The following is a 23,822-nucleotide window of genomic DNA, read 5'->3' on the forward strand; positions in this document are numbered from 1 at the left end:
CGATCCTCAACGCGTCGTCGACGTCGATGAACAGTGTTGGCTGGCTTGAGTACCACCGTGTTACCCGTCGCGAGAGCCTGACCCAGCTTGTTCAGTGCGACCTCGAACGGCACGTTCCACGGCACGATGGCCCCGACCACCCCGACCGGCTCCTTCACGACGCGCCGGGAGGTCGCGACACCCCGGAAGTCGACCACGTCGGGCAGGTCCGTCTCCCACCCGAACGTGTCCATCAGCTCCATCGGGTAACGCAACCCGCGCCCGACCGGGACCGCCGGGTTGATGTTGTCGAGTCTCTTGCCCGGGTCCGCCTCGACAAGTTTGCCGTCGATCAGCGTCCTCGATCCGGCGTGAACCGTCGCCGTCCTCGCCACCGCTCACCCACCTTTTGGGCCCTGGCGCCGCGCCGGCCCGAAGTCGACAGGTGCTCCCGCTCCGTTGGCGCATCCCTCGAGACCGCCGTTGGCCTGGGCCTCGTTCGCCGTCGTCCCTCGCCTGGATGCCTCCTGGTTTGTGGCCGCGGTCACTCGCCCCGCGGATGTGCGGAACTCTACACCCGCCGCGACACCAAGTTCCACCATAGAAACCGTATTGCAGTTGCGACCCTGGGTATAGCCCCGCCGCGACGACTGAGGCGTCTGGCGCGCTCCGCGAGAGGCGTCCGGCGCACCGGCTGACCGGCTGACCGGCTCGAAGAGATACTCCTCGACGCCGGCGGGGCAATCTAGCGCCTCAGTAGCGACCGTCCCGCGGCGCGGGCAGGGCGGCCTGGTAGTACGTGCCGTCGAACGGCCCGTTGTGCCGCGGGTCCCACATCTGCAGGCAGATCCGTAGCGTCTCCTCCAGCCGCCCGAACCGCTCGGCCGTCGGTGGGAACGGGACGCCGAGCCCCCGGTGTTCGCGCTCGTACCAGGCTGCGCCGATGCCGAGGGTGGCCCGCCCGCCGGAGAGGTTGTCGAGCGTGGTAACGATCTTGGCCAGCAGGCCGGGGTGGCGGTAGGTCACCCCGGTGACCAGCGCGTCGAGCTGCACCGTGGACGTATGCGCGGCAAGATCGAAACGACCGCTGCCGCAGGCACGCGGTGTGCTACGTGCCGTGCCCCGAGGTATTCACCCTGACGACGACGGCCGCCGCGGCGCCGGTGCGAGTGCGGCGAAGGCTTCGTCGAGGAGGTCGACGAGGTCGAGCCGGCCGTCGGAAGCCGTCCAGTGGTCGAGGGCGATGTTCAGACAGTCCAAGGCGGCGGCGGCCCGTACTGACAGGGCCAGGGTCGCGGGCCGCGGGGCGTCGCCGCGCTCGGCGAGAGCCTGGGCCAGGGCGGGGCGCCAGCTGTGCTGCTTCTCCAGCTTCCGGGCACAGAGGGCGGGGGTCTCCTGGACAAGACGGGTCGTTGCGAGGGCGTTGGCCGGGTCCTGGCGGTAGGGCTCGATAACGGTGTCCAGCCCGCGCCGTAGTGCCGTCCAGTCGTCCTCGTCTGCGGGTCGGGCGCGCAGGGCATTGGCGACTTGATCGCCTTGTGCGTCGATGGCGCCGAGGACGGCGTCCTCCTTGCTGCCGAAGTAGCGCAGGAAGGTGCTACGGGACACCCCGGCAGCCGTCGCCAGGTCGTTGATGGTGACATTTTCGAAGCCTTCGCGGACGAACAGGTCGAACGCGACCTGGGCCAGCTCGGCCCGGACGGCGGTCCTCGCGATGTCTCTCGTGTTCGTACGCGCGAGCTCGGTCACGCCTTGATCCTACCTCGGACTCGATCCCGACTTGCAGGATCGAGCCCCGGTCGTTAGCGTGAAACCAGGTGTCATAAGGTACATGGGAAGTCTGCTTCGAACCTCCAATCCAGGCGATGGGAACGAGGACAGCGTGCACCATGACTGGCACCAGGGAGGCTGACATGCGACTAGGTGTCCACATCGTCGCGTTCGATCAGGCGAACGGCCACGGCGGCCTGGGACCGCGGCTGGCTTCGGCCGGGGCCGCCGCCGAGGCGGCGGGGGTGGGCTGGCTGTCGGTGATGGACCACTACTTCCAGATGGAGGAGTTGGGCGGTGCCCAAGACGCCATGCTGGAGTGCTACACAACCCTCGGCTATCTTGCCGCGCATACGTCCACGGTGCAGCTCGGCGCGCTGGTCACCGGGGTGACCTACCGCCACCCCGGCCTGCTGGCCAAGATCGTTACCACGCTCGACAACCTCTCCGGCGGGCGGGCCACCCTCGGCATCGGCGCAGCCTGGTACGAGCGCGAACACCGGGGGCTCGGCGTCCCGTTCCCACCGACGGCCGAGCGGTTCGGGCGGCTGGAGGAGACGCTACGGATCTGCCTGCAGATGTGGGACCCGCGACACAACGGGCCGTTCGACGGCACGTACTACCAGCTGACCGAGACCCGGTGCGTGCCGCCGCCCGTGAGCGTGCCACGCCCGGAGATCATGATCGGCGGAGGCGGTGAGAAGAAAACGCTGAGGCTGGTGGCCCAGTACGCGGACGCCTGCAACCTCACGGCCTTCTCAATCGCCGAGGTCGCGCACAAGCTCGATGTGCTACACCGGCACTGCGATGAGGCGGGCCGCGACTACGGCCAGATCCGCAAGACTGCTATCTATGCCGGGGACACGATCCGAAACGGCGACCTCGACGCCTTCGCCAAGGAGATGACCGACTATTCCAAGCTCGGTATCGAGACCATGATCGTGACTCCGGCTGTAGCCTCGCCGGCCCAGTGGATCGAGGACCGCGGCGCGCCCGCGGCGCGGCGGCTGGCCGAGCTTGGTTGACGGGAACCGCGGCCAGCATGAGGCCCGCATGGGCTGAGGCCCGCACGGGCCGGACGGCTCCCCGCGGCTGGTCCAGGCGCTCGCGACAGTTTCTGCAGCCGCTTCACTCGCGCCCGCCCGCCCTTCGAAAATAGCGTTTCCACACCGAAGATCGAGGTGTTGCTGGATGACAAAAGACAATCCCGACAGACCACGCGAGCTGGATGACCGGAAGATGGCCTTGACCCTCTCCCGAAACTGTCTGATAGGCAAAGCTCCCGCGGCGTCGGCGGCGCGCGGTGAAACCGAGACGGCGGGTTCGTTGGTCGACGGTGCGGGCAAGCCCGCGCAGGTCGCCGTCGGTGTCGACTTATTCCAGCATCGGTCGTGGGTGGTTTCGTGACCCTCCATGTCAGCACCGAAGGGCGCGCGGACGCCATACCAAATTACCGCGTGGTCCAGTGGGCCACCGGAAACATCGGAACCTATGCACTACGATCCGTCATCGAGCATCCGAATTTGTCTCTTGCTGGCGTGTACGTCTATGCGCCAGCGAAGGTCGGAAGTGACGCCGGCAAATTGTGCGGGCTCGACACCACCGATGTCTTGGCAACTAATGACATCGACGAGATTCTGGCGCTCGGCGCGGACTGCATCCTGTACATGCCGGCTGCCTGCGATTTCGACGAGGTGTGCCGGCTGCTGGCATCCGGCGCGAACGTCGTCACGACCCGGGGCGAGTTCCATCGCGCAGACAGTCTCGACCCCGCAGTTCGCAAGCAGATCGAGGCCGCCTGCGAGCGCGGTGGTACCTCGATCCACAGCACCGGAAGCAGCCCCGGGTTCATCACAGAGGCCGTCCCGCTGGTTCTGTCATCGATCCAGCGGCGGCTCGACAACCTGACGATCAACGAGTTCGCCGACCTCTCGGAACGCGACTCGCCAGAACTGCTCTTCGACCTGATGGGCTTCGGCAAGCCCCCCGCCGAGTTCGACGAACACCGGCTGTCCTACATGACGGGCAGCTTCGGCCCGTCGCTGCAGCTCGTCGCCGACGCGCTGGCGACGCCGCTTGACTCGGTGGAGGTGAGTGGGGAGATCGCGACAGCGCGTCGCCCGGTCCGCATCGCTGCCGGCATCCTCGCCGCCGGCACCGTGGGAGCGCAGCGGATAACGGTGTCGGGGATGCGAGGCGGCCGCTCGTTGCTGCGCTTCCGCTGCCACTGGTACTGCACCACCGACCTCGATCCCGCTTGGGACCTGCGCGCCACCGGCTGGCACATCTCGGTCGACGGTGACGCGCCTCTCGACATCGACATCCGCTTTCCAGTTCCTACCGAGCGGATGGGGGCAGTATTCCCTGCGTACACGGCGAACCGCGCGGTCAACGCCGTGCCGTTCGTCTGCGCAGCCCGCCCGGGGATCCGTTCGACCGTCGATCTTCCCCAGATCGTCGCCACGCTCAGGTAAGTGGCCGCGGTCGCCTGCGCCAGGAGACTGCTGAAAAAGTAGCTCCGGCGGCACGACTCGCCCCGAGTCCGTCCACATATGTCGATCGGGGCAAACTAGGGCGAGTCCGGCGCAGTGGGCGTACCGCAGTACCAGGCTTGTAGGTGCTGAAGATCAGCATCTGGACCGAGGTGCGGTCAAGACTCACCAAGGCCCGAACGTGCCCGTCCCAGCTACCGATGGAGGCGATCTCATGGATGACATCGAAGTGATCAGGCAACAGGACGTCGACGCTCACCCGGCTCCGCATGGAGATGACCGAGCCCACCGATCGATGACGTTCGTCCGTTTCGAGGTCGGGTTTGTCAGTGCCGACCGTGGCCTCGTGGACTTCCTCACCGCGGTGTTCGAGCTCGACGAACTTCCGGCAGAGGAGCATGGACCGGGGACGTTATACCGGCTGCAGTCACCGGGCGCCTTGCTCAAGGTGCTGGTTCCGTCCAGCCCTCCGAAGCCCGCCGATCGGGCGGAGTCCCTCCTCTCCGTCGCTGGCCTTAGCTACCTGAGCGTGTGGGTCACCGGCCTTGACGGCGTCATCGCTCGCGCCGTCGCCAGAGGAGGCCGCGTCCTCTACGGACCGGTGGAGCACGGTGCTGATACCCACCTGGCCGTGATCGAGGATCCCGACGGGAACTCCATCGAGGTGATCGAGTACCACCCTTGACGCCTTCGCCGCCGCGGCCGCTGTACTCCGCGCCAAACTTGCCTGCTGCGCCGCCACTGCTTTCGCGATAGTGAGCGGAGTGTGGCTCAGGCGGCCGCCCTGACAGAGCCCACCTCGATGGTGGCGATCGGTCGATGGGCCGCGATCAGGGTCACCACGTCGCCCTGGCTCGCGGCGAGCTCGGGATATCCGTCCACCCAGTGGGCCTCGACGGCGCATGTCTCCTTTCCGGGCTCGAGGCCCTCGACCAGGATCGCGCTCTCGGTTTGAAGGTCGGACCCGACGTAGGCGAAAGCGCAAATACGCTTGTACAGGAAGGGCGCCGTCGGCCCGTGGGCCTCCATCGGGATCCAGTGCAACGTGCCAGCGATCGAGGTCATGGCCCGATGGTATCGAGGTCATGCCCGATGGTACAGTCTGACTGAGTCAGCTAATTTGCGGGCGACTGACGATCCCGAGAGGGGCGTTCACTCATGGCCTGGCCCATCATCACGACCGATTCACACGTGGGGTTCCCGTACGAGCTCGCGGACGAGCTTCCCGCAAAGTACCGCCCGTACCTCCCCAAGTTCGAGGAGCGCGCGGACGGCACGTACTTCGTGCGGCCCCGAACCATGGGCAATCGCGAGCGGAACAAGGCCGACTCGGCCGACATGATGTCGATCGGCGGCGAGTTCAAGGTCGACCGGACGGACGAGCGTGCGATGCGTCAGATGGTCACCGGCAACGCGACCCCCACGTCGTTCCCGGGCTTCACGCCGGAGGAGCGGCTGGCCGAAATGGCTCTGGAGAACGTCGTCGGCGAGGTCCTGCTGGGGATGACAGCGGTCGGTGTGAGCCTCGCGGACAACGACGCCCACACCGCATACTGCCGGCTGGTCAACGACTGGCAAGCCGACACGTACAGGGACCACATGCGCCAGTTCGCGCCCAGTATCAACTTCCCCCTTCACGACCTCGAGGTCGGGGCCGAGGAGATCGTTCGGGCCTCCTCCATGGGCCTGCGTCCCATCGCCTTGCCCGACGTCGTCCCCGGCATGCCGTATTCCAACCCGATGTGGGAGCCGGTCTGGGAAGCTGCCGAGGCCTGTGACGTCCCGGTCTTCTTGCACCTCAGCGGCGCGTTCGGGGCGATCATGAAGGGTGTCGGCGCCGAGCGTGGAACCCCCGGTCTCGGGGAGACGGGCTTCGCGATCACGACGGCGGGAGCCATGGTGTCGCTCGGCTGGTTCGTCAACGGCGGCATCCTCGAACGGCATCCGAAGCTCACCGTGGCCATGATCGAGTGCAACGCCGGCTGGCTCCCCTACGCGATGCAGCAGTGGGACCACGTCATGCACAGCCGCTTCATCGACAACTCAAGAGTCCAGTACGGGGGAAGGGGCATGGACCTGGAGGCGCCCCCCAGCTACTACGTCCGGCGCCAGGTGAAGTGCCAGTTCATGTGGGACCCTGCCGCGGTCGATCTCCGCCACGAGATCGGCATGGACGTCCTCATGTGGGGCAACGACTACCCGCACTTCGAGGGGGCGTTTCCGAACTCACAAGCCTGGATCGACAAGCAGTTCGCCGGCGTACCCGAGGACGAGGTCATGCAGATCGTCCACGACAACGCCGCGAAGCTGCTGAAGATAACGGCCTGACGAACTACCCGCCGCTGACCTCGCCGGCGTGAGAATCCCCCGAGGCTGGGTCGGCGGCGGCGACCTCGGGTTCTCTCGCTCCAGGCGGCGGAGTCGAGCTCGCTCGCGCCCGGGGCAGGGTTCAGGATCGTGTCGTGGATGCGACGGCCGGCGTCCATGGCGAATGGTCTTGCCCTCTTGGCACGGACACCTCACCAAATGACCCGCACCCTGCTCGACGAGATCAAGGTCCACCAGCAGGACGGCTGCCTGGTGCCGCGGTCCCGGACCCCGGGGCGGGTCGAGCAGGAAGTCTGAGGCGTCCTGCTGCGGCACCGGGCGTTACGCAAACTCGTCCACGACACCGCGCTGGTCGAAGGAATGGTATTGGGGCCGGCCTCGGTGGCCTAATCTCTCTCCCGCACGTTGACGCAAGGCTTTGACGTCCAGTTCCGGCCTCTCCGCATTCTGCAAGGTGAGGGCTTCACCCGGCCGGTAGCTGGTCATAGTGTGAGGGCCGCGAAGGCTTCGTCCAGGAGGTCGGCGAGGTTGAGCGTGCCGTCGGATTTCGCCCAGTGCGCGATGGCGATGTTGAGGCAGTCCAGGGCGGCGGCGGCTCGTACGGAGAGCGTGACGGCCCCTGGCCGTGGGGACGCGCCGCGTTCGGCAAGTGCCTGGGTCAGGGCAGGGCGCCAGCTGTGTTGCTTCTCCCACTGGCGGGTGTGCAGCGCGGGGGTGGCCAGGACGAGTCGGGTCGTCGCGAGGGCGGCCGCGGGGTCCTGGCGGTAGATCTCGACGACGATGTCCAGCGCGTGGCGCAGCGCGGTCCAGTCGTTCTCGTCGGGCGGGCGGGCGCGCAGGGCGACCGCGACCTGCTCGCCGTGCGCGTCGAGGGCACCCAGGACGACGTCCTCCTTGGTGCCGAAGTAGCGCAGGACGGTGCTGCGGGACACGCCGGCCGCCGCGGCCAGGTGGTTGATAGTGACGTTGTCGAAGCCGTCGCGGCGGAACAGGTCCAGGGCCACTTCTGCCAGCATCGCCCGCACCGCGTCCCGGGCGACCTCCCGCGCGGTCGTCCGCGCCGCACCGTTCACCGAACGAGCCTACCTCTGGCCTGAACCCGGCTTGCACCAGAGCACCCCGGTCGCTACGGTGACACCGAGTATCACCTCCCCAGGCCGGCCGTCAGCCGCCCGTCGAGCGTAGGGACCCCACCATGACGGAAGAACTCCTCGTTTCTGTGGACGGGCACATCGTCGAGCCGCCCGATCTCTTCCTGACCCGACTCCCGAAGCACCTGCGGGATCGCGCCGTCTGGGAGGAGGACCTCACGATCGCGCCGCTCGGTGAGGACGGGCGCACCCACTTCCGGAAGCTGCACACGCCGGGGTTCGAGGGCTGGACGAACTCCGCCTACCCGCATTTCGACGGCTCGCCCAACACCGGCCGCCCCGAACGGATCCTCGACGACATGGACAGCGAGGGCGTCCGCGCGCAGGTGATGCACCCGAACCTGTCGTTCTTCGGCCTGTATTCAGATGATCATGAACTGTCGATGGCGCATGCCCGCGTGTACAACGACTACGTCGCCGAGACGTTCGCCGGCTACCGCGCGCGGATCGCGCCCACCGCCCCCATTCCGATGACCAATGTCGACGACGCGGTCGCCGAGATCGAGCGTGCCGCCGGACTCGGCCTGCGGGCGATTCTCCTGCCGGCGGTGTCCCCGGTGCCATACCACGCGAGAGAGCTCGACCGGGTGTGGGCGGCCGCCCAGGCAAACGGCCTGGTCGTGACGTTCCATGTGGCGACGGGCGGGGTGAAGGTGAGCCGGAAGGCGTCGCCGACGCTCCGGGGTCTCATGCAGACGGTCCAGACACAGAGCCAGCCGCTGGACGACAGCGCCGTCGTCGACCGCATCGTCTTCGCCGCGACCCAGCAGTCGTTGGCACCCCAGCACATCCTCGCCTCACTCGTGGGCGGCGGCGTGACCGACCGGTTCCCCGATCTGCATTTCGTCCTGGTCGAGTTCAACGCGAACTGGCTCGTGTCGTTCATGGCCGCGATGGACAAGGCCTGGACGCTGGGCATCGGCCAGGACCGCGACTTCTGGGTCGGCCTCTGGGACAACGACCGCGCCCAGGACGACCAGCCCGGCATGGCGCAGGTGTTCAAGCTCAACGAGCGGTGGCCCTACCCGCTGCGGCCCAGCGAGTACGTCCGGCGCCAGATCCACGTGTCGTTCCAGGAGGACCCGATCGCCCTCGCCTGCCGCCACATCACCGGCCTGTCCACCCTCGTGTGGGGCGTCGACTACCCCCACCCCGAAGGCACCTTCCGACGCACCCGGGAAGCCATCGCCGAGCAGTTCCGCGACGTCGGTCCCGCGGACCGGGCGGCGATCCTCGGCGGGACCACCGCGAAGCTCTTCGGACTCGAAGTCCCGGTCTCCGTATGAGCTCCTCCGACGACGGTGTCGGGGACGATCGCCGGGCGCTGCGACGGCTGCTCGACAAGGACGCCATCGTCGATCTCGTCCACCGCTATTCCTACTGCGTCGACCACAAGCTGAACGACGAGCTGGCCGCGCTGTTCACCGACGACTGCGTCATCGACTACGGTCCCGGCTCCGCGCCCGTCATCCACGGGCGGGCCGCGTACCGGAAACTGCTCGACAGCGCGATCCGCGACGGCGTCGACTACGGATTCGCCGCCACGAGCCACCACAACGCCAACGTGCTGATCGTGTTCGACACCGACGACCGCGCCACCGTCCGGACCTCGATGTACGCCTGGCACCGCACGCAGGCCGGAAAGACGCCACAGGTCTGGGGCTACTACCACGACGTCGCCGTACGGACAGCCGACGGCTGGCGGCTGCGCGAACGAAAGCTGCACCTGCTCGGGACCGACGGCTGGCACGACGACTACCACCGCGCCGAGCACACCTGCCCGGCGATCGCCGCCCCCAACGGCCAACCGTAGGGCAGCCAGACAGCGGCGCTCCCTACGCAGCTACGACAGTTCGATGCTGACCCCTGAAAGGCCGGGTCGGTCGGCTCGGTGACCTAGCGGAGCGCCTCTGCCGGTCGATCAAGAACGAAGGGGACCACGTAATGGCACGCATCGAGCCGCTTCCGCCCAGGCAGTGGCCCACGGAGATGCGGCAGGTTCTGGCCGCTCTGGAGCCTCCGGGCACGCCCAAAAAGCTTTCGTCGGAAGGCCGTTCGAAGGCCCTGAACACCCTGGGGACGTTCGCTCACCACCCGACGTTGTCGCGGGCGTTCTACACGTTCAACGGCCATCTCATGTCGACCAGCACGCTGTCCGGCCGGCAGCGCGAGTTGATCGTGCTGCGGGTCGCCGCGCTGCGCAACACGGGATATGAATGGTTGCAGCACACGTTCATGGCGCGTGACGAGGGCCTGTCCGACGAGGAGATCCAACGGATCGCCCTCGGCCCCGACGCCCCGCTGTGGGACCCGCTGGAAGCAGCGCTCCTGCGCTCCTGCGACGAACTGATCAGCGACGGCAAGATCAGCGACGACACCTGGAAGGTGCTCGCCGACAAGCTCGAGGTCAAGCAGCTCCTCGACGTGATCTTCACAGTCGGCGCCTACGAGACGCTCGCCTACATGTTCGGTTCCTGCGGCATCGACATCGACGACGACCTGCGCGAAGCCATCGCCCGGCGCTCGCCGACTCCCTAAGCGTGGCGCAGCCACCCAATTCGACCAGATCCGACCCCATCCGACGGGAGTCACCGATGTCCGTCACCGTCAGCCCGATCAGCTCCGAGGTCGGCGTCCAGATCACGGGACTCGCCGGCCATCAACTGGCGGACCCGACGGTCGCCGCCGACACCCGCAAGTACCTCGACGAGCACGGCGTCGTCATCTACCGCGAGACACACATCGGCGACGCCGACCTCGTCGCGCTCAGCCGCATGCTCGGCGAGGTCGTCGTCGCCCCGATGGGCGGCCAGCAGGACTTCCCCGAGATCTCCGCGATCTCCCTCGACCCGGCGCAGAGCACCCTGGCCGCCTACCGGACCGGGACCTTCTACTGGCACATCGACGGCGCCAACGACCCGGTACCCCAGAAGGCGACCCTGCTGACCGCACTGGAGGTCGCGACCGAGGGCGGCGACACCGAGTTCGCCAACCTCTACGCCGCCTACGACGGGCTCTCCGACGAGGACAAGGCCCAGTTCGCCGAACTCCGAGTGGTGCACAGCTTCGCGGCCACGCAGCGGCTCATCAACCCGGACGCGTCGGACAAGGTCCGCGCCAGCTGGGACAAGGTGCCCTCCCGGGAACACCCGCTGGTCTGGACCCGGCGCAACGGCCGCAAGTCGCTGCTCGTCGGCACGACGGCCGACCACATCGCCGGCCTGCCGGACGACGAAAGCCGCGCGCTGCTCGACCGGCTGCTCGACTGGGCCACCCAGCCCCGGTTCTCACTGCGCCACCAGTGGTCACGCGGCGACCTCGTCATCTGGGACAACACCGGCATCCTGCACCGCGCCCAGCCCTACACCGCCACCTCCCGCCGACTGATGCACCGCACCACCCTCATGGGCGAGGAAACCGTCGCCTGAACGCCCCGGCCGGAGCCTGCCAACCTGCGCGAGGCGCCCAGCACTCCCCGCTGGAGCAGGACCGTGTGCGCATCTCCTCACGACGGCGCGGACGGGCTCTGGCCCTCGAGCCGGATCAGGGTCAGCTGGAGCCAGGTGACGTAGGCGCGGACGGATGTGTAACCCCATTCGTGGGCAAGGAGATGGATCTCCCGGACGAATGTGGGATCGATCTCGGGTATTTGGGCGTCGAGGTGGTCCGGGTACTGGTGCATCCGGCCGTCCGGGCTGACGTTCGCGAGGCGGTACTCCAGTTCGGTACGGACCACGTCGATCGCGATCTGGCGGTCGATCTGACCCCCGAACACGAAGCGGAGAATGAAATCGGGGTCCATGGGCCGCGTCGCGGGCTGGTAGGGCGAGCGGGCCCAGGCCACCAGCTCCTGGCGTCCGGACTCGGTCAGCGTGTACACCTTCGCATCGGGCCGGCCGTCGCGCGGGTCGACCTCGAACTCGACGAAACCCTGCTCCGTGAGCCGGCCGAGACGGCGGTAGATCTGCGGTAGCTGAACTCCGTAGCCGATGAAACGCAGCTGCCCCTCCATCCCACGACGCAGGTCATATCCCGAGAGGCGACGGGTCGCCAGCATCCCGAGGATCACGAAATCGAGGTGCACGGCCCTCCTGCCGTCGAGAACCGCTGGTGGCGATCAGTTGTCAGAGGTCTCCTCCGAGGCGGCGGACTGATCGGAGAGGTTGCCGTGGGTCCGCGCCAAGGAGGTTGGTCAACGCTACGGTTTCGTCCCGGAAATGTGGGACGGCGCGGCCGGCGCCGGCCTGCGGGCCTGCGGGCCTGTCCGAGCGCCGCCGCGCGTCTCGGGTGGATCCGCGTCTGGCAGCCGTCCTGGGCCGGCCTCGCTCCTCCAAAGCTCCAGCCATCTGTGTTCCCGGGAACATAACTCTCGGGGTCAGGCGGTGGATCGGTCGAGATCCCGAGCGCAGCGGAACCCCGCGTGGCCGCTGGAGCTGTCGATGCTGTTCGCGGTGCGCGCGGCGACCCGGTAGCGGTTGCAGTAGGAGTCGTGGCACAGGTGCGACCCGCCGCGGATCACCTTGTCCCGCCCCGTCGGCGGCCCCGTCGGGTCGACCGCCACCGACCCCGGGTCGCCGTGGTCGGTCGTCCACCAGTCAGCGCACCATTCCCAGACGTTTCCCGACATGTTGTACAGGCCGAATCCGTTGGGCTGGTACGCGTCGACCGGGGCCGTGCCACGGTAGCCGTCGGCGGCGGTGTTCTTGGTGGGGAACGTCCCGCGCCAGATGTTGCATCGATACTCGCCCGCCGGGTCGAGCTCGTCCCCCCACGGGTAGCGGCGCCGCTCCAGGCCCCCGCGGGCCGCGTACTCCCATTCCGCCTCCGAGGGCAGGCGGGTGCCCGACCAGCGGCAGTACGCCGTGGCATCGTTCCACGACACGTGAACCACAGGATGGTCCTGCCGGTCGACCACCGAGCTGCCCGGTCCCTCCGGACGGTGCCAGCTCGCCCCGGTCACCCCGCACCACCAGAGCGTGCGTGCCGGGCGGGGGGCACCGCGGCGCAGCGCCGCGGGCAGGAAGCCCGCGAACACATACGACCAGCCGATCCGCTCCGCCTCCGTGACATAGCCGGTGGCGTCCACGAAGGCGGCGAACCGCGAGTTCGTGACCGCGTAAGGGTCGACGAGGAAGGACTCGACGCGGACCCGGCGCACCGGCCCCTCGCCGTCCGACGGAAACCCGTCCCTGTCCTCGCTGCCCATGAGGAACTCGCCACCCGCGACCACCACCATCCCTTCGGACGACGCGGGGCGGGCACGGCGCGCGGCGACGACCGCCGGCAGTCCGATGATCGGCGGCGCGACGACGGCACCACGCGACGGTGCGCAGCAGCTCGGCGGCCCCACGGCCGGCTCCGTCAAGGCGGCACCCCCTTGTCCATAACCTGTCGCAACTATATGTTCTCACACACATATCAGGCATAGCAGTACGTCACGGCGACGACGCCGGGAGGGACTCGCATGAAGGCGATCATGGTGATGTTCGACACGCTCAACCGACGGTTCCTGCCGCCGTACGGCGGACCGGACTGGGTCCACGCGCCGAACTTCACCCGGCTCGCGCAGCGGTCGGTCACGTTCGACACCTGCTACGCGGGCAGCATGCCGTGCATGCCGGCCCGTCGAGAGCTGCACACCGGCCGCTACAACTTCCTGCACCGCGGATGGGGTCCGCTGGAGCCCTTCGACGACTCCTGCCCCGAGCTGCTCGGCGACCACGGCGTGTACACCCATCTGGTCACCGATCACCCGTACTACTGGGCGGACGGCGGCGCCACGTACCACAACCGCTTCCGGACCTTCGAGCTGCTGCGCGGCCAGGAGGGCGACCCGTGGAAGGGACACGTCGCCGAGCCCGAGATCCCCGAGAGCCTCCGGACGCGGCGCGGAGAGGCGTGGCGGCAGGACTGGGTCAACCGCGGTTACCTCACCACCGAGGCCGACCAGCCCCAGACCCTCACCTTCGACGCCGGGCTGGAGTTCATCCAGACCAACCACGGCGAGGACAACTGGTTCCTGCAGGTCGAGACGTTCGATCCACACGAGCCGTTCTTCACCCAGGACCACTACAAGCAGCTGTACCCGCACGACTACGACGGGCCCCATTTCGACTGGCCCGACTACCAGACGGTCCGCGAGACCCCCGAACAGGTCGAGCACGTCCGCTACGAGTACGCCGCGCTGCTGTCCATGTGCGACCGCAATCTCGGCCGCGTCCTGGACGCGATGGACGAGCACGGCCTGTGGGACGACACGATGCTCATCGTCTGCACCGACCACGGCTTCCTGCTCGGCGAGCACGGCTGGTGGGGCAAGAACGTGCAGCCGTGGTACGACGAGACCATCCACACCCCGCTGTTCATCTGGGACCCGCGCAGCGGCCGTACCGACGAACACCGGCAGTCCCTCGTCCAGACCATCGACTTCGCCCCAACCCTCCTGGAGTTCTTCGGCGTCCAGGCCCCCACCGACATGATGGGCACCTCGCTACGCCAGACGGCCGCCGACGACACGCCGGTGCGCGAGGCGGCACTCTTCGGGCTGTTCGGTGGCCACGTCAACGTCACCGACGGCCGTTACGTCTACATGCGGGCCGCGGCTACACCGATGAACCAACCGCTCTACGAGCACACCCTCATGCCGACCCACATGCAGGCCCGGTTCTCACCGAAGGAACTCCGCGACGCCGAACTACTGCCATCCGGCACGTTCGCGTTCACCAAAGAGGCCCCCGTCCTCAGGTCACCCGGCCTGGCCCTCCCCAACACGAACACGTTCGGCAGCCTGCTGTTCGACCTGCACACAGACCCGGCCCAGGAACACCCCCTCGACGACGACGCGCTGGAACTGCGCATGACCCGCCTGCTCGTCGAACTCCTGCACGCCGCCGACGCCCCGCCCTCGCAGTTTGTCCGCCTGGGCCTGCCGTCCTCCGGCCCGGTGACCGCCGATCACCTCCTGGTACGGGCCCACAAACAGCGCATCGCCGCCGCGGCCGCCCAGCCGCCGCTACGCGCCGCGGACTTCCCCACCGGGCGCATCAGCGTGCACACCCCCATCGGCCAGCTCGCGGGCGACCCGAAAGCCGACCAGGTCATCCGCAACCACGGCCTCGGAATCCTGTTCGACGGGCCCCTGCTCCGCATGGCCGCCGGCGCCTCGCTGTTCATGCTCGCCACCGCCGCCTCGGGAGCTGTCCCCCGCGACCTGCTGCCCGCGATCGCCGAAGACCTCGCCGCGGTCGACGGGTAGGGGCCACCCACGAGGCTGCCGCGGATCAGGGTCGGCCAGTCGGGGTGGCCCGCGGCGCCCGCGGCGAAGACCTGCGCGATCCCGCGTCCGGTGCCGCTGCCGGCGCCGGCGGCGGCGGCGGCGGCCACTGCCGGCGCCGGTCACGATCGCGCAGCGTCCGGTCAGGTCGGTCAGGTCGGTCAGGGCCGCGGGCCGGGCTGGTCGGTCATGACGACTGTCCGGTGGTGTCGAGGTAGTCCGTCTCGGAGAACTGTCTGGACTCGGCAGCGCTGAATCCCCACAGCGAGTGGATGCTGGCGCCGCCGTCGACGATCAGTGTCTGCCCGGTGATGCGTTCGGCCAGGGTGGAGGACAGGAACAGCACCGCGTTGGCGATGTCGTGCGCTCGGGGTGCGGCGAGCGGGTTGATCCCGTTCACCGCGTACTCCCCCGGCGGCTGGTCCTCGTTGCCGCTGCCCACGTTGCCCGGGGCGACGGCGTTGACCCGGATGCCGTACCGGCCCAGCTCGTCGGCGAAGGTCTTCGCCAGCGAGATCACCCCGGCCTTCGCCGCGCCGTAGGGCGCGTGGTACCCGGCAGCCACGATGCCGTCGACCGAGGTGAGCGCGACGATCGAGCCGCCCGTGCCCTGCTCGATCATCTGCCGGCCGACGGCCTGGAACAGATAGAACACCTGCGACAGGTTCTCCCGGATCGTGGCGTCCCAGACCTGCGCCGTGAACCGCTCCGCGCCGTTCCAGGTGGCCCGGCCGATGATGTCGACGCAGACGTCCACCCCGCCGCCGAGCCCGCGCACGGCCTCCCCCACCGCGCGCTCGACCTCGGCGGGCACCGTCATGTCCGCGACGACCGGAAACGCCTTCCCACCCGCCTTCTCGATCTCCTCGACGATCCCGATCGCCCGGCCCTCGTCGATGTCGACGCAGGCGATGGTCGCCCCGGCCTCGGCTAACCTCAGCGCGGTGAAGCGGCCGTGCCCGGCGCGTTCGGGGATGTAGCCGGCGCCGGACACGATGGCGCGCTTCCCGGCCAGACCCAGATCGATCATTCTTGTGTCCCTCCGCGTGTGTCAGCTCGCCCCGTCGGGTAAGCGTCTCTCGTCCGGTCGCAGGCCGGCCCAGGGATACTGGCACCGCGCGGCGCGCCTCCACGGCGCCCCCTGGTGCCAGTCGGTGTCAGCCGGTGGTCACCGAGGTCGAGACCTGCACGTTGTGACGCTCGAGCTCAGGTATGACATATTTGCCGAGCAGCTCGATGGTGCGCATCACGGACTCGTGGGGCAGCCGCCCGAACTGGACGTAGCAGAGCAGCTGGTCGACGCCCAGATCGGCATAGCGGAGCATCTTGCGCAGGCACTCGTCGGGATCCCCGACGATAATCATGTCAGCCTCGCTGAACGTCCTCGGATCCGGCGGCGAGTTCCGCCGTTGTTCGAGGAGGGGGAACATCTTCTCCCGCGCTTCGGCGGGAGCGTGCGGGAATTCCCACTCCAGCGTGAACTCGGCCAGGTTCTTGTACCACCACCAGGTGGCGTCCCAGATCCCGTTCGCTTCGGCCTGCGCCATCGTGTCGGCGCAGTGGACCAACGTGTACACCGCGACGCGGTTGTTGACCAGGCGGGTGATCGGCTGCGCGTTGGCCGCGGCCTGTCGATAGCGTTGGATGGTCGCCGCCATCTGCTCCAGTGGCCGCATGATGGACAGCGAGAGAACACCCAGGCCCAACGCTCCGGCGGCCTCGGCGCTGCCGTCGCTCGACGCCGCCATCCAGCAGGGCGGATGCGGGTCCTGCACCGGCTTGGGCGTGATCATACGAACCGGAACCTCACCCGTCGCGGGGAACTTCCAGTACTTCCCTTCGAACGAGAAGTACTCCGACTCCCAGGCCGCGACGATGGCCTGGATCGCTTCTCGCACCTGTTCCTTGCTCTGTGGGATGTCCACGCCGAACGCGGTCTGCTCCATGGGCGTGGAGCGGCCGGTTCCCCATTCGACCCGCCCATTGCTCAGCACGTCGGCCGTGGCGACCTTCTCGGCCACCCGGACGGGTGACGTGAAGGCGTGCGGCAGAAGCGTGACGCCGAACCCCAGCCGGATCCGCTCGGTGACCTGGGAGAGCGCTCCGATGAGAACCTCGGGCGCCGGGCAGTGCGACCGTCCTTCGCGAAAGTGATGCTCCACGTGCCAGGTCGTGTGGAAACCCATCTCGTCGGCGAGGCGGATCTGGGCGATGGCCTCGCGGTAGGCGGCCTGCTCCGCCTCGCGTTGGCCGTGGGGATGGGGCCCCGCCCATGGCTTAGGGACGTCCACCTCGTAAAGCAAATCCAGTTTCATCGCGACCTCGTTTGTTATAGCAAACGATCCGGTTGATACTGCAATAACAGTAGACGTCGCTTCGGCGATGTCAACGGCCTCGACGCGGCCGGTCCGGGCCCGTTGACACCGGCGACCAGGCGCCGCTACGTTCCCTGGGCGAGGTCGCCGTTCCATATACGAAACGCCGTTGCCTCGGCGTGCGGTGCGCGCTGAACCGCGGCCAGCGTCCGCGGCCACGCCAAGTGGATCAACGCCACCGTCAGCCGGAAAATAATCAAGCCGAGGACGGGCGCATGGGACGACAGGTACCCGCGGTCAAGCGAGCCATCGACTGGAAGGAGCTGACACATGGCCGACGAGGCCAAGGACCACCGCGGGCAGGACAGGCCCCGACAGTTCTTTTTCGACGTCAACGAGCTGGAGGGCCGCACGAATGTCGAGAAGCTCGGCGAGTCCGCCGAGGCTGAGAGGTTTCTCGAGTTATTAGGCCGGGACCTCGTTACGAGGACCATCCTTCAGTCAGCCAGCCTGTCGGTCTACCACGAGACCGCGAAACCAGGTGAGCGGGTCAAGTCGCATCGCCACGGGACACACCAGTTGAACTACATCCTCCGCGGCGAGCTGATCTTCGGCAGGCGGACAGTAGGCCCCGGCATGGGCTTCTACACCCCGGACATGCTCTATTCGTGGCGGGCCGGGGACGAAGGTGCCGAGTGGATCGAGATCCACTCCGGCGAGCCCGGCATCTTTACTCAGCAACGACCATCCTGACGACCGCGGTTCGCCGTGACATTCGAGCCCTTCGAGATAAGGATCGCCGAAGATCGGCTGAGGCTGCTTGGCGATCGGTTACGCACCGCGGTGTGGGCGGATGAGGCAGCCGGAACGGATGACTGGCACTACGGCGTCTCCGGGCGCTACCTACGGGACCTGATCGAACACTGGAGGAATGAGTACGACTGGCGTGGCCACGAAGCGGCGATGAACCGGTGGCCCCACGTCCGGGGCGAGATCGACGGAGTAGTCGTTCACGCGCTGTACGAGCGCGGCAGCGGGCCGGCGCCGCTCCCCCTGGTGCTCACCCACGGCTGGCCATGGACCTTCTGGGAATTCGCGAAGGTGATCGAGCCACTCGCCCACCCCGAGAACTTCGGCGGTGACCCCGCGGACGCCTTCGATGTCGTCGTGCCGTCGCTTCCCGGTTCGGTCTTCTCAGCTCCGTCGCGGGCTGGCATCGGCTGGCGGCAGACCGCGCGACTATGGGTCACTCTCATGGCCGAACTCGGCTACCACCGGTTCGGCGCGCACGGCGGCGATTCCGGCGCGTTCGTGACCGCCCAGCTCGCCCACGAGTACGCTGACCGCCTCGTCGGTGCACACCTTACGTATCCCGCGCTGCTCGGCGTGGACGTGGGTGGAATTCGCCGCGACGACTTCTCAGCGGACGAGGTCGGCTATTTCGATGCTCGCCGCGACCAGCAGGCGAATCTCACTCACTTCCTCACCCATACCCTGGAGCCGCAGACTCTCGCCTGGGCACTTCAGGACTCGCCCATCGGGCAGGCGGCATGGATGCTGCACAGGCGAAGGGCCTGGAGCGACTGCGACGGGCAGGTGGAGCGCCGTTTCACCCGGGACGAACTCATCACGAGCTTCGCCCTCTACTGGCTCACGGGAACCGTCGGCAGCTCACTGCGGTTCTACGCGGACTCCTTCCGTACTCCATGGAAACCCGTCCACGAGCGCCAGCCGACTCTCCAGGCCCCGACAGGTATCGCCGTCTTCCCCCGCGAGCTCACCCACATCCCACGGGCCATCGCGGAACGGCACGCGAACCTCGTGCGCTGGACGAGAATGAGCACCGGGGGACATTTCGCCCCGGCCGAGGAACCCGAACTCCTCGTCGCGGACCTTCGCGCGTTCTTCCGCCCGCTGCGCGCGTAGGCAGGAGCTGAGACGCGTCCTGCCGCGCTGCCTCAGCTGAGGTGCCCCCTCTGCGCCGCGGTCGCGTCCCCGTCCGTTTCCGTCCGGGCAAGGACCTGAAATCGGGTTCTGGTGTCGGCGTTCAGAACTGATACTCCTCCCGCCACGGGCCCGCCAGATGGCCGCCGTCCACCACGAATGCGGCGCCGGTGCAGTAGGAGCTCTCGGACGATGCGAGAAACAGGGCCATCGCGGCGATCTCCTCGGGCCGTCCCATTCTTGGAATCGGTTGCCTCGCCACCACGCCGTCAAGCTGGTCCTTGACTGGAGAATCCATCACCAACGGGGTGGAGATGACTCCGGGATGAATTGAGTTGACGCGGATCCCCAGAGGGCCGAGCTCGATCGCGGCGGAGCGGGTCATACCGGTCACGGCGTGCTTGGACGCGACGTACGTGGTCAGGTTGCGTATCCCGACGAGGCCGTCGATGGACGAGATGTTGACGATCGATCCTCCGCCGCCCGCCGCCATGGCGCTGGTCGCCGACCGCATCCCGAGAAACGTTCCATGAAGGTTCACGTCGATGACGCGGTAGTGCTCGGAGAGAGGAGCGAGATGTAACGGTCCCCCGGCCCCGATGCCTGCGTTGTTGACCAGTACGTCGATGCGTCCGAAACGCTCGACCACCAGCTCGACGGCCCGCGACCATGATTCGGCCTCGGTCACGTCGAGATGGACGGCGATGGCTGACTCACCGAGCCGTTCGGCGAGGAGCGCCGTGGCCCGGTCGTTGACGTCGGCTAAGAAGACTGTTCCGCCTTCTTCGACGAAGCGGGTGGCCGTGGCTTCCCCTATCCCGCGGCCGGCTCCGCTCACCATGGCGACCATGCCCGCCAGCCGGCCCTCGCTCATCACCACGTTAGCTCCTCTCGCCGAGGTCACGTCTCGGCCATATAGGAAGGGCATGTCCACCATCGCCCTCGGGAACGTCGCCGATCACTCGTAGAGCCGCTCACAGCTACCCGGCGCCGAGGCGCGCGTATCGACTGCGGTAGTACAGGAGCGGCGTGACCTGCTCATCCTCGACCGCGTGTTCGTCGATTCTGCCGATCACGATCGTGTGGTCGCCGGCCTCGTGCAGGGTCTCGATCCGGCAGTCCATCCATGACGCGACCCCGGGCAGGATGGGCGCGCCGGAGCCCGACGGCCGCCAGCCGATGCCTCGGAAGCGGTCATCGCTCCGGCCGGTGAACTGGCGCGACAGCTCCTCCTGGTGCTCCGCGAGGATGTTCACGCAGAACCGGCCGGTGGCGCGGATCGCCGGCCAGGTCGTTGAGGTCCGCGCAGCGCAGAACAGCACAAGCGGCGGAGTCAGCGAGACCGCGCTGAAGGAGTTGGCGGTCAGGCCGACCGGGCCGTCCGTCGGGTGGACCGCGGTGACGATCGCGATGCCCGTGGCGAACGTGCCGAGTGTGTCGCGGTAGGCACGTGTGTGCACCTCGGTCTGGCTCATCGGCGCGCCATGTGGATGAAGGGAGTTGGGTCGAGGGCGGTCATGACGACCTCGCATTCGGCGTTCGCGGGCCGAGTGTTCGCGGCCCCGAGTCCACATTGTTTGCAATAGCAAACGTTTGAATTGTTTTAACAAACGTAATCATCCTCGCGAGCCCGTGTCAACCGAGATCTCACCCGTCCGGGCCGGCATTGACATCGCCGCCCACAGACCTACACTGGTCGCTATAGCAATCGGCATGTTTGGTATAGCGATCGAGAGCCTTGCGAGACCCGACCTCGTTCACAAGACGGACGTCCCGGCCTGCCGGCCGTCCGAGACAGCGGGCCGCGGGGGTAGTCGTGGGCCGGCCGGGTCGGTCCGGCGCCTCGGTCGCCGGCCGCGAGCGATGACAGGAGTGCGTTGATGCCCCGGCCAGCTCCCGGCGTCGAACGGACCGTCGCCCTCATCACCTTCCTGAGCGCGCATCCCGACCAACTGTTCGGCCTGTCCGACCTCGCGCGCCGCCTCGACCTGAACAAGGCGACCGCCCACGCCATGCTGGCCGCACTCACCGACGCCGGCTGGTTGGCGCGGGACGTCGTCGACAAGACCTACCGTCTCGGACCCGCCCTCATCGCGGTCGGCGACGCGGCCGGCGGGCCCGAACGCCGTGCGCTGGAGCTGGCCCGGCCACACATGCGCCGGCTTCGCGACGAACTCGGCGTCCAGGTCGTCGCGAGCACCGCCCACGGCGACGACATCGTGATCCTCGCCGTGGAGAGCCACGCCGACGCACCCGCCGGCCTGGGATCACGGCCCGGCTCCCGGGTGCCACTCTCGCCACCGCTGGGCACGGTCTTCGTCGCCTGGTCCGAAACGGCAACCGTCGAATCGTGGCTGCGACGGCTCAACACTCGTCTCGACGACCACCGCCTCGGCGCCTACCGTGACGTCATCAAGACGATCCGCCGACGCGGATACACCGTCGCGCTCGAGGACGATCGCCGCGACGGCCTCAGCACCGCGCTCCACACCCTCGCTGACAACGATGGCGACGCCGAGGTCCGCGCGGCGGTCGAACGCGTACTCCAGGCCATGAGCACCCGCGACGACTACCTTCTCGCCGACCTCGACGGCATCGAGTCCCATCAGCTCAGCATGATCAGCGCGCCCATTTTCGACACCGCGGGCCGCGTCTGCCTGGCGTTGACCCTCAGTGGCTTCCCTCGAAACCTGAGGTCCCAGGAGGTCGAGCCCTATGGCCAGCGACTTACCGACGTGACTTCGAAGATCACCAAGAGGAGCGGCGGCCGCGCGCCCGACGAGAGCTTCTCCTAACCCGGTCCAGCGGCCGCCAGGCGCGCGCCGACCGAACGCCGCAGCGCCGCCTTTACGATCTTCGCTGTCGACGTCCGGGGGAAGTCATCCACCGCGGCGAGGTACTCCGGTAGCTTCTGCCGGCCCAGGCCGGCGTCGAGGAGCCGCCCGCGCACGTCGTCGAGGCCGGGCGCGGGCGTCCCTGGCGCCATCCGCAGCACGGCGCCCACCTTCTCGCCGAGCCGGGCGTCCGGAATCGAGATCACAGCGACCTCCAGAAGGCCGGGCACGGTCCGCAGCAGCAGCTCCTCGACCTCGGCCGCGCTGACGTTCTCGCCACCCCGGATGATGATGTCCTTCTTGCGGTCCGTGATCGTGAGGCACCCGTCGTCATCGAGCACGCCGACGTCCTCGGTGCGGTACCAGCCGTCGGCATCGAACGCGCGGGCCGTGAGCTCCGGATCGGTGTAGCCGACGCAGCAGTCCGGCCCACGTGACCAGATCTCCCCGGCCGTGCCCAAGGGCACCGGTCGACCGTCGTCGTCGAGCAGTCTGATCTCGACTCCGGGCATCGGTGGGCCGTCGGTGCGCAGCCTCCACCGGGCGTCGTCCTTGTGCCGCGATCCCGTGATCGACGGGTGCTCGGTCGAACCGAAGCTGCGCAGCACCGAGATCCCGGCCGCGGTCGCCCGTTCCGCGACGGTTACTGGCACGGCCGATCCGCCGAGCCCGACGTTGCGCATAAGGCTTAGGTGGTCGTTGGTCAGGTCGGGGTGGTCCAGGAGGCTCGTGAGAAAGAACGTCGACCCGGTCCCGGCCGCCAGTCCCCAGGTCAGGATGGTGGACAGCACCCGAGCGGGGTCCCAGACGTCGATCAGGTGCACCGGCATGGCATTGACAGCGGGCAGGAGAAGCCCGGTGAGCATGCCCATGAAATGACCGACAGGGGCGCCGACCAGCGAGGGCAGCCCACCGCTGGCGTTCATGTAGTCGAGGTGCAGGAGCTCCGCTCCGAGTGTGTTGTGGGAGTGCACGACTCCCTTCGGATCGGCCGTCGTGCCCGAGGTGTAGGCGACGACCACGGCGCTGTCCGGGTCGGCGTCGACCGGCCCGGCCAGGGCGGGGCCGGTCGCCAACGCGTCGAAGGGCACGGCGTTCGCGGGCAGCGGTCCGTCGGCTCCCCCGACGACCGCCACTGTCTTCAGTGAGTGGACGCCGTCCACGACCTTCGGGAGATCCGCCAGAAAGTCGCGTCGCCCGAACCGAGCCGCCGTGACGAACGCGACCACCTCCGTGCGGCGAAGGATGTACGAGACCTCCTTGACGCCGTAGAAATGCACGATCGGTACCACGACGGCGCCTAGGAAAGAGGAGGCGTAGAAGACGACGGCGGCCTCCGCCCAGTTGGGCAGCTGGAAGGCGACCGCGTCGCCTGGGCGCACTCCGCGCGCGGCCAGCCCACCGGCCACCGCGAGCGCCCGCTCTCGCAGCTCGCCGAAGGTCCCCTTCCAGGGCCGCTCCAGTGAATGGACATGGAAGTCCTGCGAGGCGTGGTCGCGAAGAGCCCTGTCGATCTTCGCGCCGAACGTCGTGTCGTCCCACAGGCCGGCTCGCCGCCATTCGGCGGTCAAGCCGACCGGTACTGGTCGGACCGGCCATCGCTGTGCTGACATGGGGTCTCCTTGGGACCGACTGCGCCGTCGGTGAGGGCGCGGCGACGTTCGGTTGACGGAACGGGCCGCCGGCGATGTCGCCCACGCAGCGCGACAACGCGGCTGTTCGCGATGCTGGCGCCG

The 23,822-nt window shown here is 68.1% G+C and carries 23 protein-coding genes and 3 pseudogenes; 14 read left to right on the forward strand and 12 right to left on the reverse strand.

What is annotated here, in order from left to right:
* Positions 1-38: 38 nt before the first annotated feature.
* The 3 genes and pseudogenes from BCD48_RS54550 to BCD48_RS40360 form a co-directional block, all read right to left on the reverse strand.
* Positions 39-332 (reverse strand): annotated as a pseudogene (locus BCD48_RS54550) (aldehyde dehydrogenase family protein); the annotation flags it as partial.
* Between the two features lie 424 nt (positions 333-756).
* A pseudogene (locus BCD48_RS40355) lies at positions 757-1,053 on the reverse strand (LLM class flavin-dependent oxidoreductase); the annotation flags it as partial.
* A 57-nt stretch (positions 1,054-1,110) separates the two neighbouring features.
* Positions 1,111-1,728: a TetR/AcrR family transcriptional regulator gene (locus BCD48_RS40360; RefSeq protein ID WP_071053676.1), complete on the reverse strand. Its 618-nt coding sequence runs from the start codon at positions 1,726-1,728 to the stop codon at positions 1,111-1,113.
* A gap of 164 nt (positions 1,729-1,892) precedes the next feature.
* Between BCD48_RS40360 and BCD48_RS40365 the strand changes: the two genes are divergently transcribed.
* From BCD48_RS40365 to BCD48_RS40375, 4 genes are all read left to right on the forward strand, one after another.
* Complete coding sequence (locus tag BCD48_RS40365; protein ID WP_071053677.1) at positions 1,893-2,774, forward strand: LLM class F420-dependent oxidoreductase; 882 nt, start codon at positions 1,893-1,895, stop codon at positions 2,772-2,774.
* A 166-nt stretch (positions 2,775-2,940) separates the two neighbouring features.
* A complete protein-coding gene (locus tag BCD48_RS50935; protein ID WP_131804212.1) occupies positions 2,941-3,156 on the forward strand; it encodes a hypothetical protein in 216 nt (71 codons plus the stop codon).
* On the forward strand, positions 3,153-4,223 hold the full coding sequence (locus BCD48_RS40370) for an NAD(P)H-dependent amine dehydrogenase family protein (protein WP_241842361.1): 1,071 nt from the start codon (positions 3,153-3,155) through the stop codon (positions 4,221-4,223). The genes BCD48_RS50935 and BCD48_RS40370 overlap by 4 nt, the downstream gene beginning before the upstream one ends.
* A 232-nt stretch (positions 4,224-4,455) precedes the next feature.
* Entirely contained in the window at positions 4,456-4,926 is a 471-nt protein-coding gene (locus BCD48_RS40375) for a VOC family protein (protein WP_241842362.1), read from the forward strand.
* An 86-nt stretch (positions 4,927-5,012) separates the two neighbouring features.
* On the opposite strand, the gene BCD48_RS40380 is transcribed toward BCD48_RS40375, so the two are convergent.
* Entirely contained in the window at positions 5,013-5,306 is a 294-nt protein-coding gene (locus BCD48_RS40380; protein WP_071053678.1) for a hypothetical protein, read from the reverse strand.
* A gap of 126 nt (positions 5,307-5,432) precedes the next feature.
* Here BCD48_RS40380 and BCD48_RS40385 point away from each other — a divergent pair, with 126 nt between their 5' ends.
* Both BCD48_RS40385 and BCD48_RS57015 read left to right on the forward strand, forming a co-directional pair.
* On the forward strand, positions 5,433-6,569 hold the full coding sequence (locus BCD48_RS40385; protein ID WP_157910621.1) for an amidohydrolase family protein: 1,137 nt from the start codon (positions 5,433-5,435) through the stop codon (positions 6,567-6,569).
* A gap of 120 nt (positions 6,570-6,689) precedes the next feature.
* A pseudogene (locus BCD48_RS57015) lies at positions 6,690-6,932 on the forward strand (IS4 family transposase); the annotation flags it as partial.
* A gap of 119 nt (positions 6,933-7,051) precedes the next feature.
* Here BCD48_RS57015 and BCD48_RS40390 read toward each other — a convergent pair.
* The gene (locus BCD48_RS40390) at positions 7,052-7,642 is read right to left on the reverse strand and encodes a TetR family transcriptional regulator (protein ID WP_241842363.1); all 591 of its coding nucleotides are present in this window, start codon (positions 7,640-7,642) and stop codon (positions 7,052-7,054) included.
* Between the two features lie 122 nt (positions 7,643-7,764).
* Here BCD48_RS40390 and BCD48_RS40395 point away from each other — a divergent pair, with 122 nt between their 5' ends.
* The 4 genes from BCD48_RS40395 to BCD48_RS40410 all read left to right on the forward strand — a co-directional run bounded on the left by BCD48_RS40395 (position 7,765) and on the right by BCD48_RS40410 (position 11,148).
* Positions 7,765-9,006: an amidohydrolase family protein gene (locus BCD48_RS40395; RefSeq protein WP_071053680.1), complete on the forward strand. Its 1,242-nt coding sequence runs from the start codon at positions 7,765-7,767 to the stop codon at positions 9,004-9,006.
* Positions 9,003-9,533: a nuclear transport factor 2 family protein gene (locus BCD48_RS40400; RefSeq protein ID WP_071053681.1), complete on the forward strand. Its 531-nt coding sequence runs from the start codon at positions 9,003-9,005 to the stop codon at positions 9,531-9,533. Before BCD48_RS40395 ends, BCD48_RS40400 begins: the two co-directional genes overlap by 4 nt.
* A 131-nt stretch (positions 9,534-9,664) precedes the next feature.
* Positions 9,665-10,258, forward strand: a complete 594-nt coding sequence (locus tag BCD48_RS40405) for a carboxymuconolactone decarboxylase family protein (RefSeq protein ID WP_071053682.1) — start codon at positions 9,665-9,667, stop codon at positions 10,256-10,258.
* A 56-nt stretch (positions 10,259-10,314) separates the two neighbouring features.
* Positions 10,315-11,148, forward strand: a complete 834-nt coding sequence (locus BCD48_RS40410; RefSeq protein ID WP_071053683.1) for a TauD/TfdA dioxygenase family protein — start codon at positions 10,315-10,317, stop codon at positions 11,146-11,148.
* Positions 11,149-11,225: 77 nt separating this feature from the next.
* On the opposite strand, the gene BCD48_RS40415 is transcribed toward BCD48_RS40410, so the two are convergent.
* Both BCD48_RS40415 and BCD48_RS40420 read right to left on the reverse strand, forming a co-directional pair.
* Positions 11,226-11,804, reverse strand: coding sequence for a PadR family transcriptional regulator (locus BCD48_RS40415; RefSeq protein ID WP_071053684.1), 579 nt, complete (start codon positions 11,802-11,804; stop codon positions 11,226-11,228).
* Positions 11,805-12,095: 291 nt separating this feature from the next.
* Entirely contained in the window at positions 12,096-13,070 is a 975-nt protein-coding gene (locus BCD48_RS40420; RefSeq protein ID WP_241842364.1) for a formylglycine-generating enzyme family protein, read from the reverse strand.
* A gap of 114 nt (positions 13,071-13,184) precedes the next feature.
* Here BCD48_RS40420 and BCD48_RS40425 point away from each other — a divergent pair, with 114 nt between their 5' ends.
* Complete coding sequence (locus tag BCD48_RS40425; RefSeq protein ID WP_071053685.1) at positions 13,185-14,975, forward strand: sulfatase; 1,791 nt, start codon at positions 13,185-13,187, stop codon at positions 14,973-14,975.
* A 205-nt stretch (positions 14,976-15,180) separates the two neighbouring features.
* Here BCD48_RS40425 and BCD48_RS40430 read toward each other — a convergent pair whose 3' ends face one another.
* Entirely contained in the window at positions 15,181-16,023 is an 843-nt protein-coding gene (locus BCD48_RS40430) for an SDR family NAD(P)-dependent oxidoreductase (protein ID WP_083419950.1), read from the reverse strand.
* Positions 16,024-16,150: 127 nt separating this feature from the next.
* Positions 16,151-17,308: an LLM class flavin-dependent oxidoreductase gene (locus tag BCD48_RS40435; protein ID WP_071053686.1), complete on the reverse strand. Its 1,158-nt coding sequence runs from the start codon at positions 17,306-17,308 to the stop codon at positions 16,151-16,153.
* 330 nt (positions 17,309-17,638) lie between these two features.
* Between BCD48_RS40435 and BCD48_RS40445 the strand changes: the two genes are divergently transcribed.
* A complete protein-coding gene (locus BCD48_RS40445) occupies positions 17,639-18,061 on the forward strand; it encodes a cupin domain-containing protein (protein WP_071053688.1) in 423 nt (140 codons plus the stop codon).
* Between the two features lie 15 nt (positions 18,062-18,076).
* A complete protein-coding gene (locus BCD48_RS40450) occupies positions 18,077-19,234 on the forward strand; it encodes an epoxide hydrolase family protein (protein ID WP_071053689.1) in 1,158 nt (385 codons plus the stop codon).
* Positions 19,235-19,355: 121 nt separating this feature from the next.
* Here BCD48_RS40450 and BCD48_RS40455 read toward each other — a convergent pair whose 3' ends face one another.
* Positions 19,356-20,126, reverse strand: a complete 771-nt coding sequence (locus tag BCD48_RS40455) for an SDR family NAD(P)-dependent oxidoreductase (RefSeq protein WP_071053721.1) — start codon at positions 20,124-20,126, stop codon at positions 19,356-19,358.
* A 106-nt stretch (positions 20,127-20,232) separates the two neighbouring features.
* Positions 20,233-20,727: a flavin reductase family protein gene (locus tag BCD48_RS40460; protein WP_071053690.1), complete on the reverse strand. Its 495-nt coding sequence runs from the start codon at positions 20,725-20,727 to the stop codon at positions 20,233-20,235.
* A 405-nt stretch (positions 20,728-21,132) separates the two neighbouring features.
* On the opposite strand from BCD48_RS40460, the gene BCD48_RS40465 reads away from it, so the two are divergent.
* Positions 21,133-22,047 carry an IclR family transcriptional regulator gene (locus BCD48_RS40465; RefSeq protein ID WP_071053691.1) on the forward strand — a complete coding sequence of 305 codons (915 nt, stop codon included), beginning with the start codon at positions 21,133-21,135 and terminating at the stop codon, positions 22,045-22,047.
* Here the strand turns inward: BCD48_RS40465 and BCD48_RS40470 are convergent.
* Positions 22,044-23,699, reverse strand: coding sequence for an AMP-binding protein (locus BCD48_RS40470; protein ID WP_071053692.1), 1,656 nt, complete (start codon positions 23,697-23,699; stop codon positions 22,044-22,046). The genes BCD48_RS40465 and BCD48_RS40470 overlap by 4 nt on opposite strands.
* Between the last annotated feature and the right edge of the window lie 123 nt (positions 23,700-23,822).

Origin of the sequence: Pseudofrankia coriaricola (genome assembly GCF_001854805.1) — a bacterium.
Lineage (GTDB): Bacteria > Actinomycetota > Actinomycetes > Frankiales > Frankiaceae > Pseudofrankia.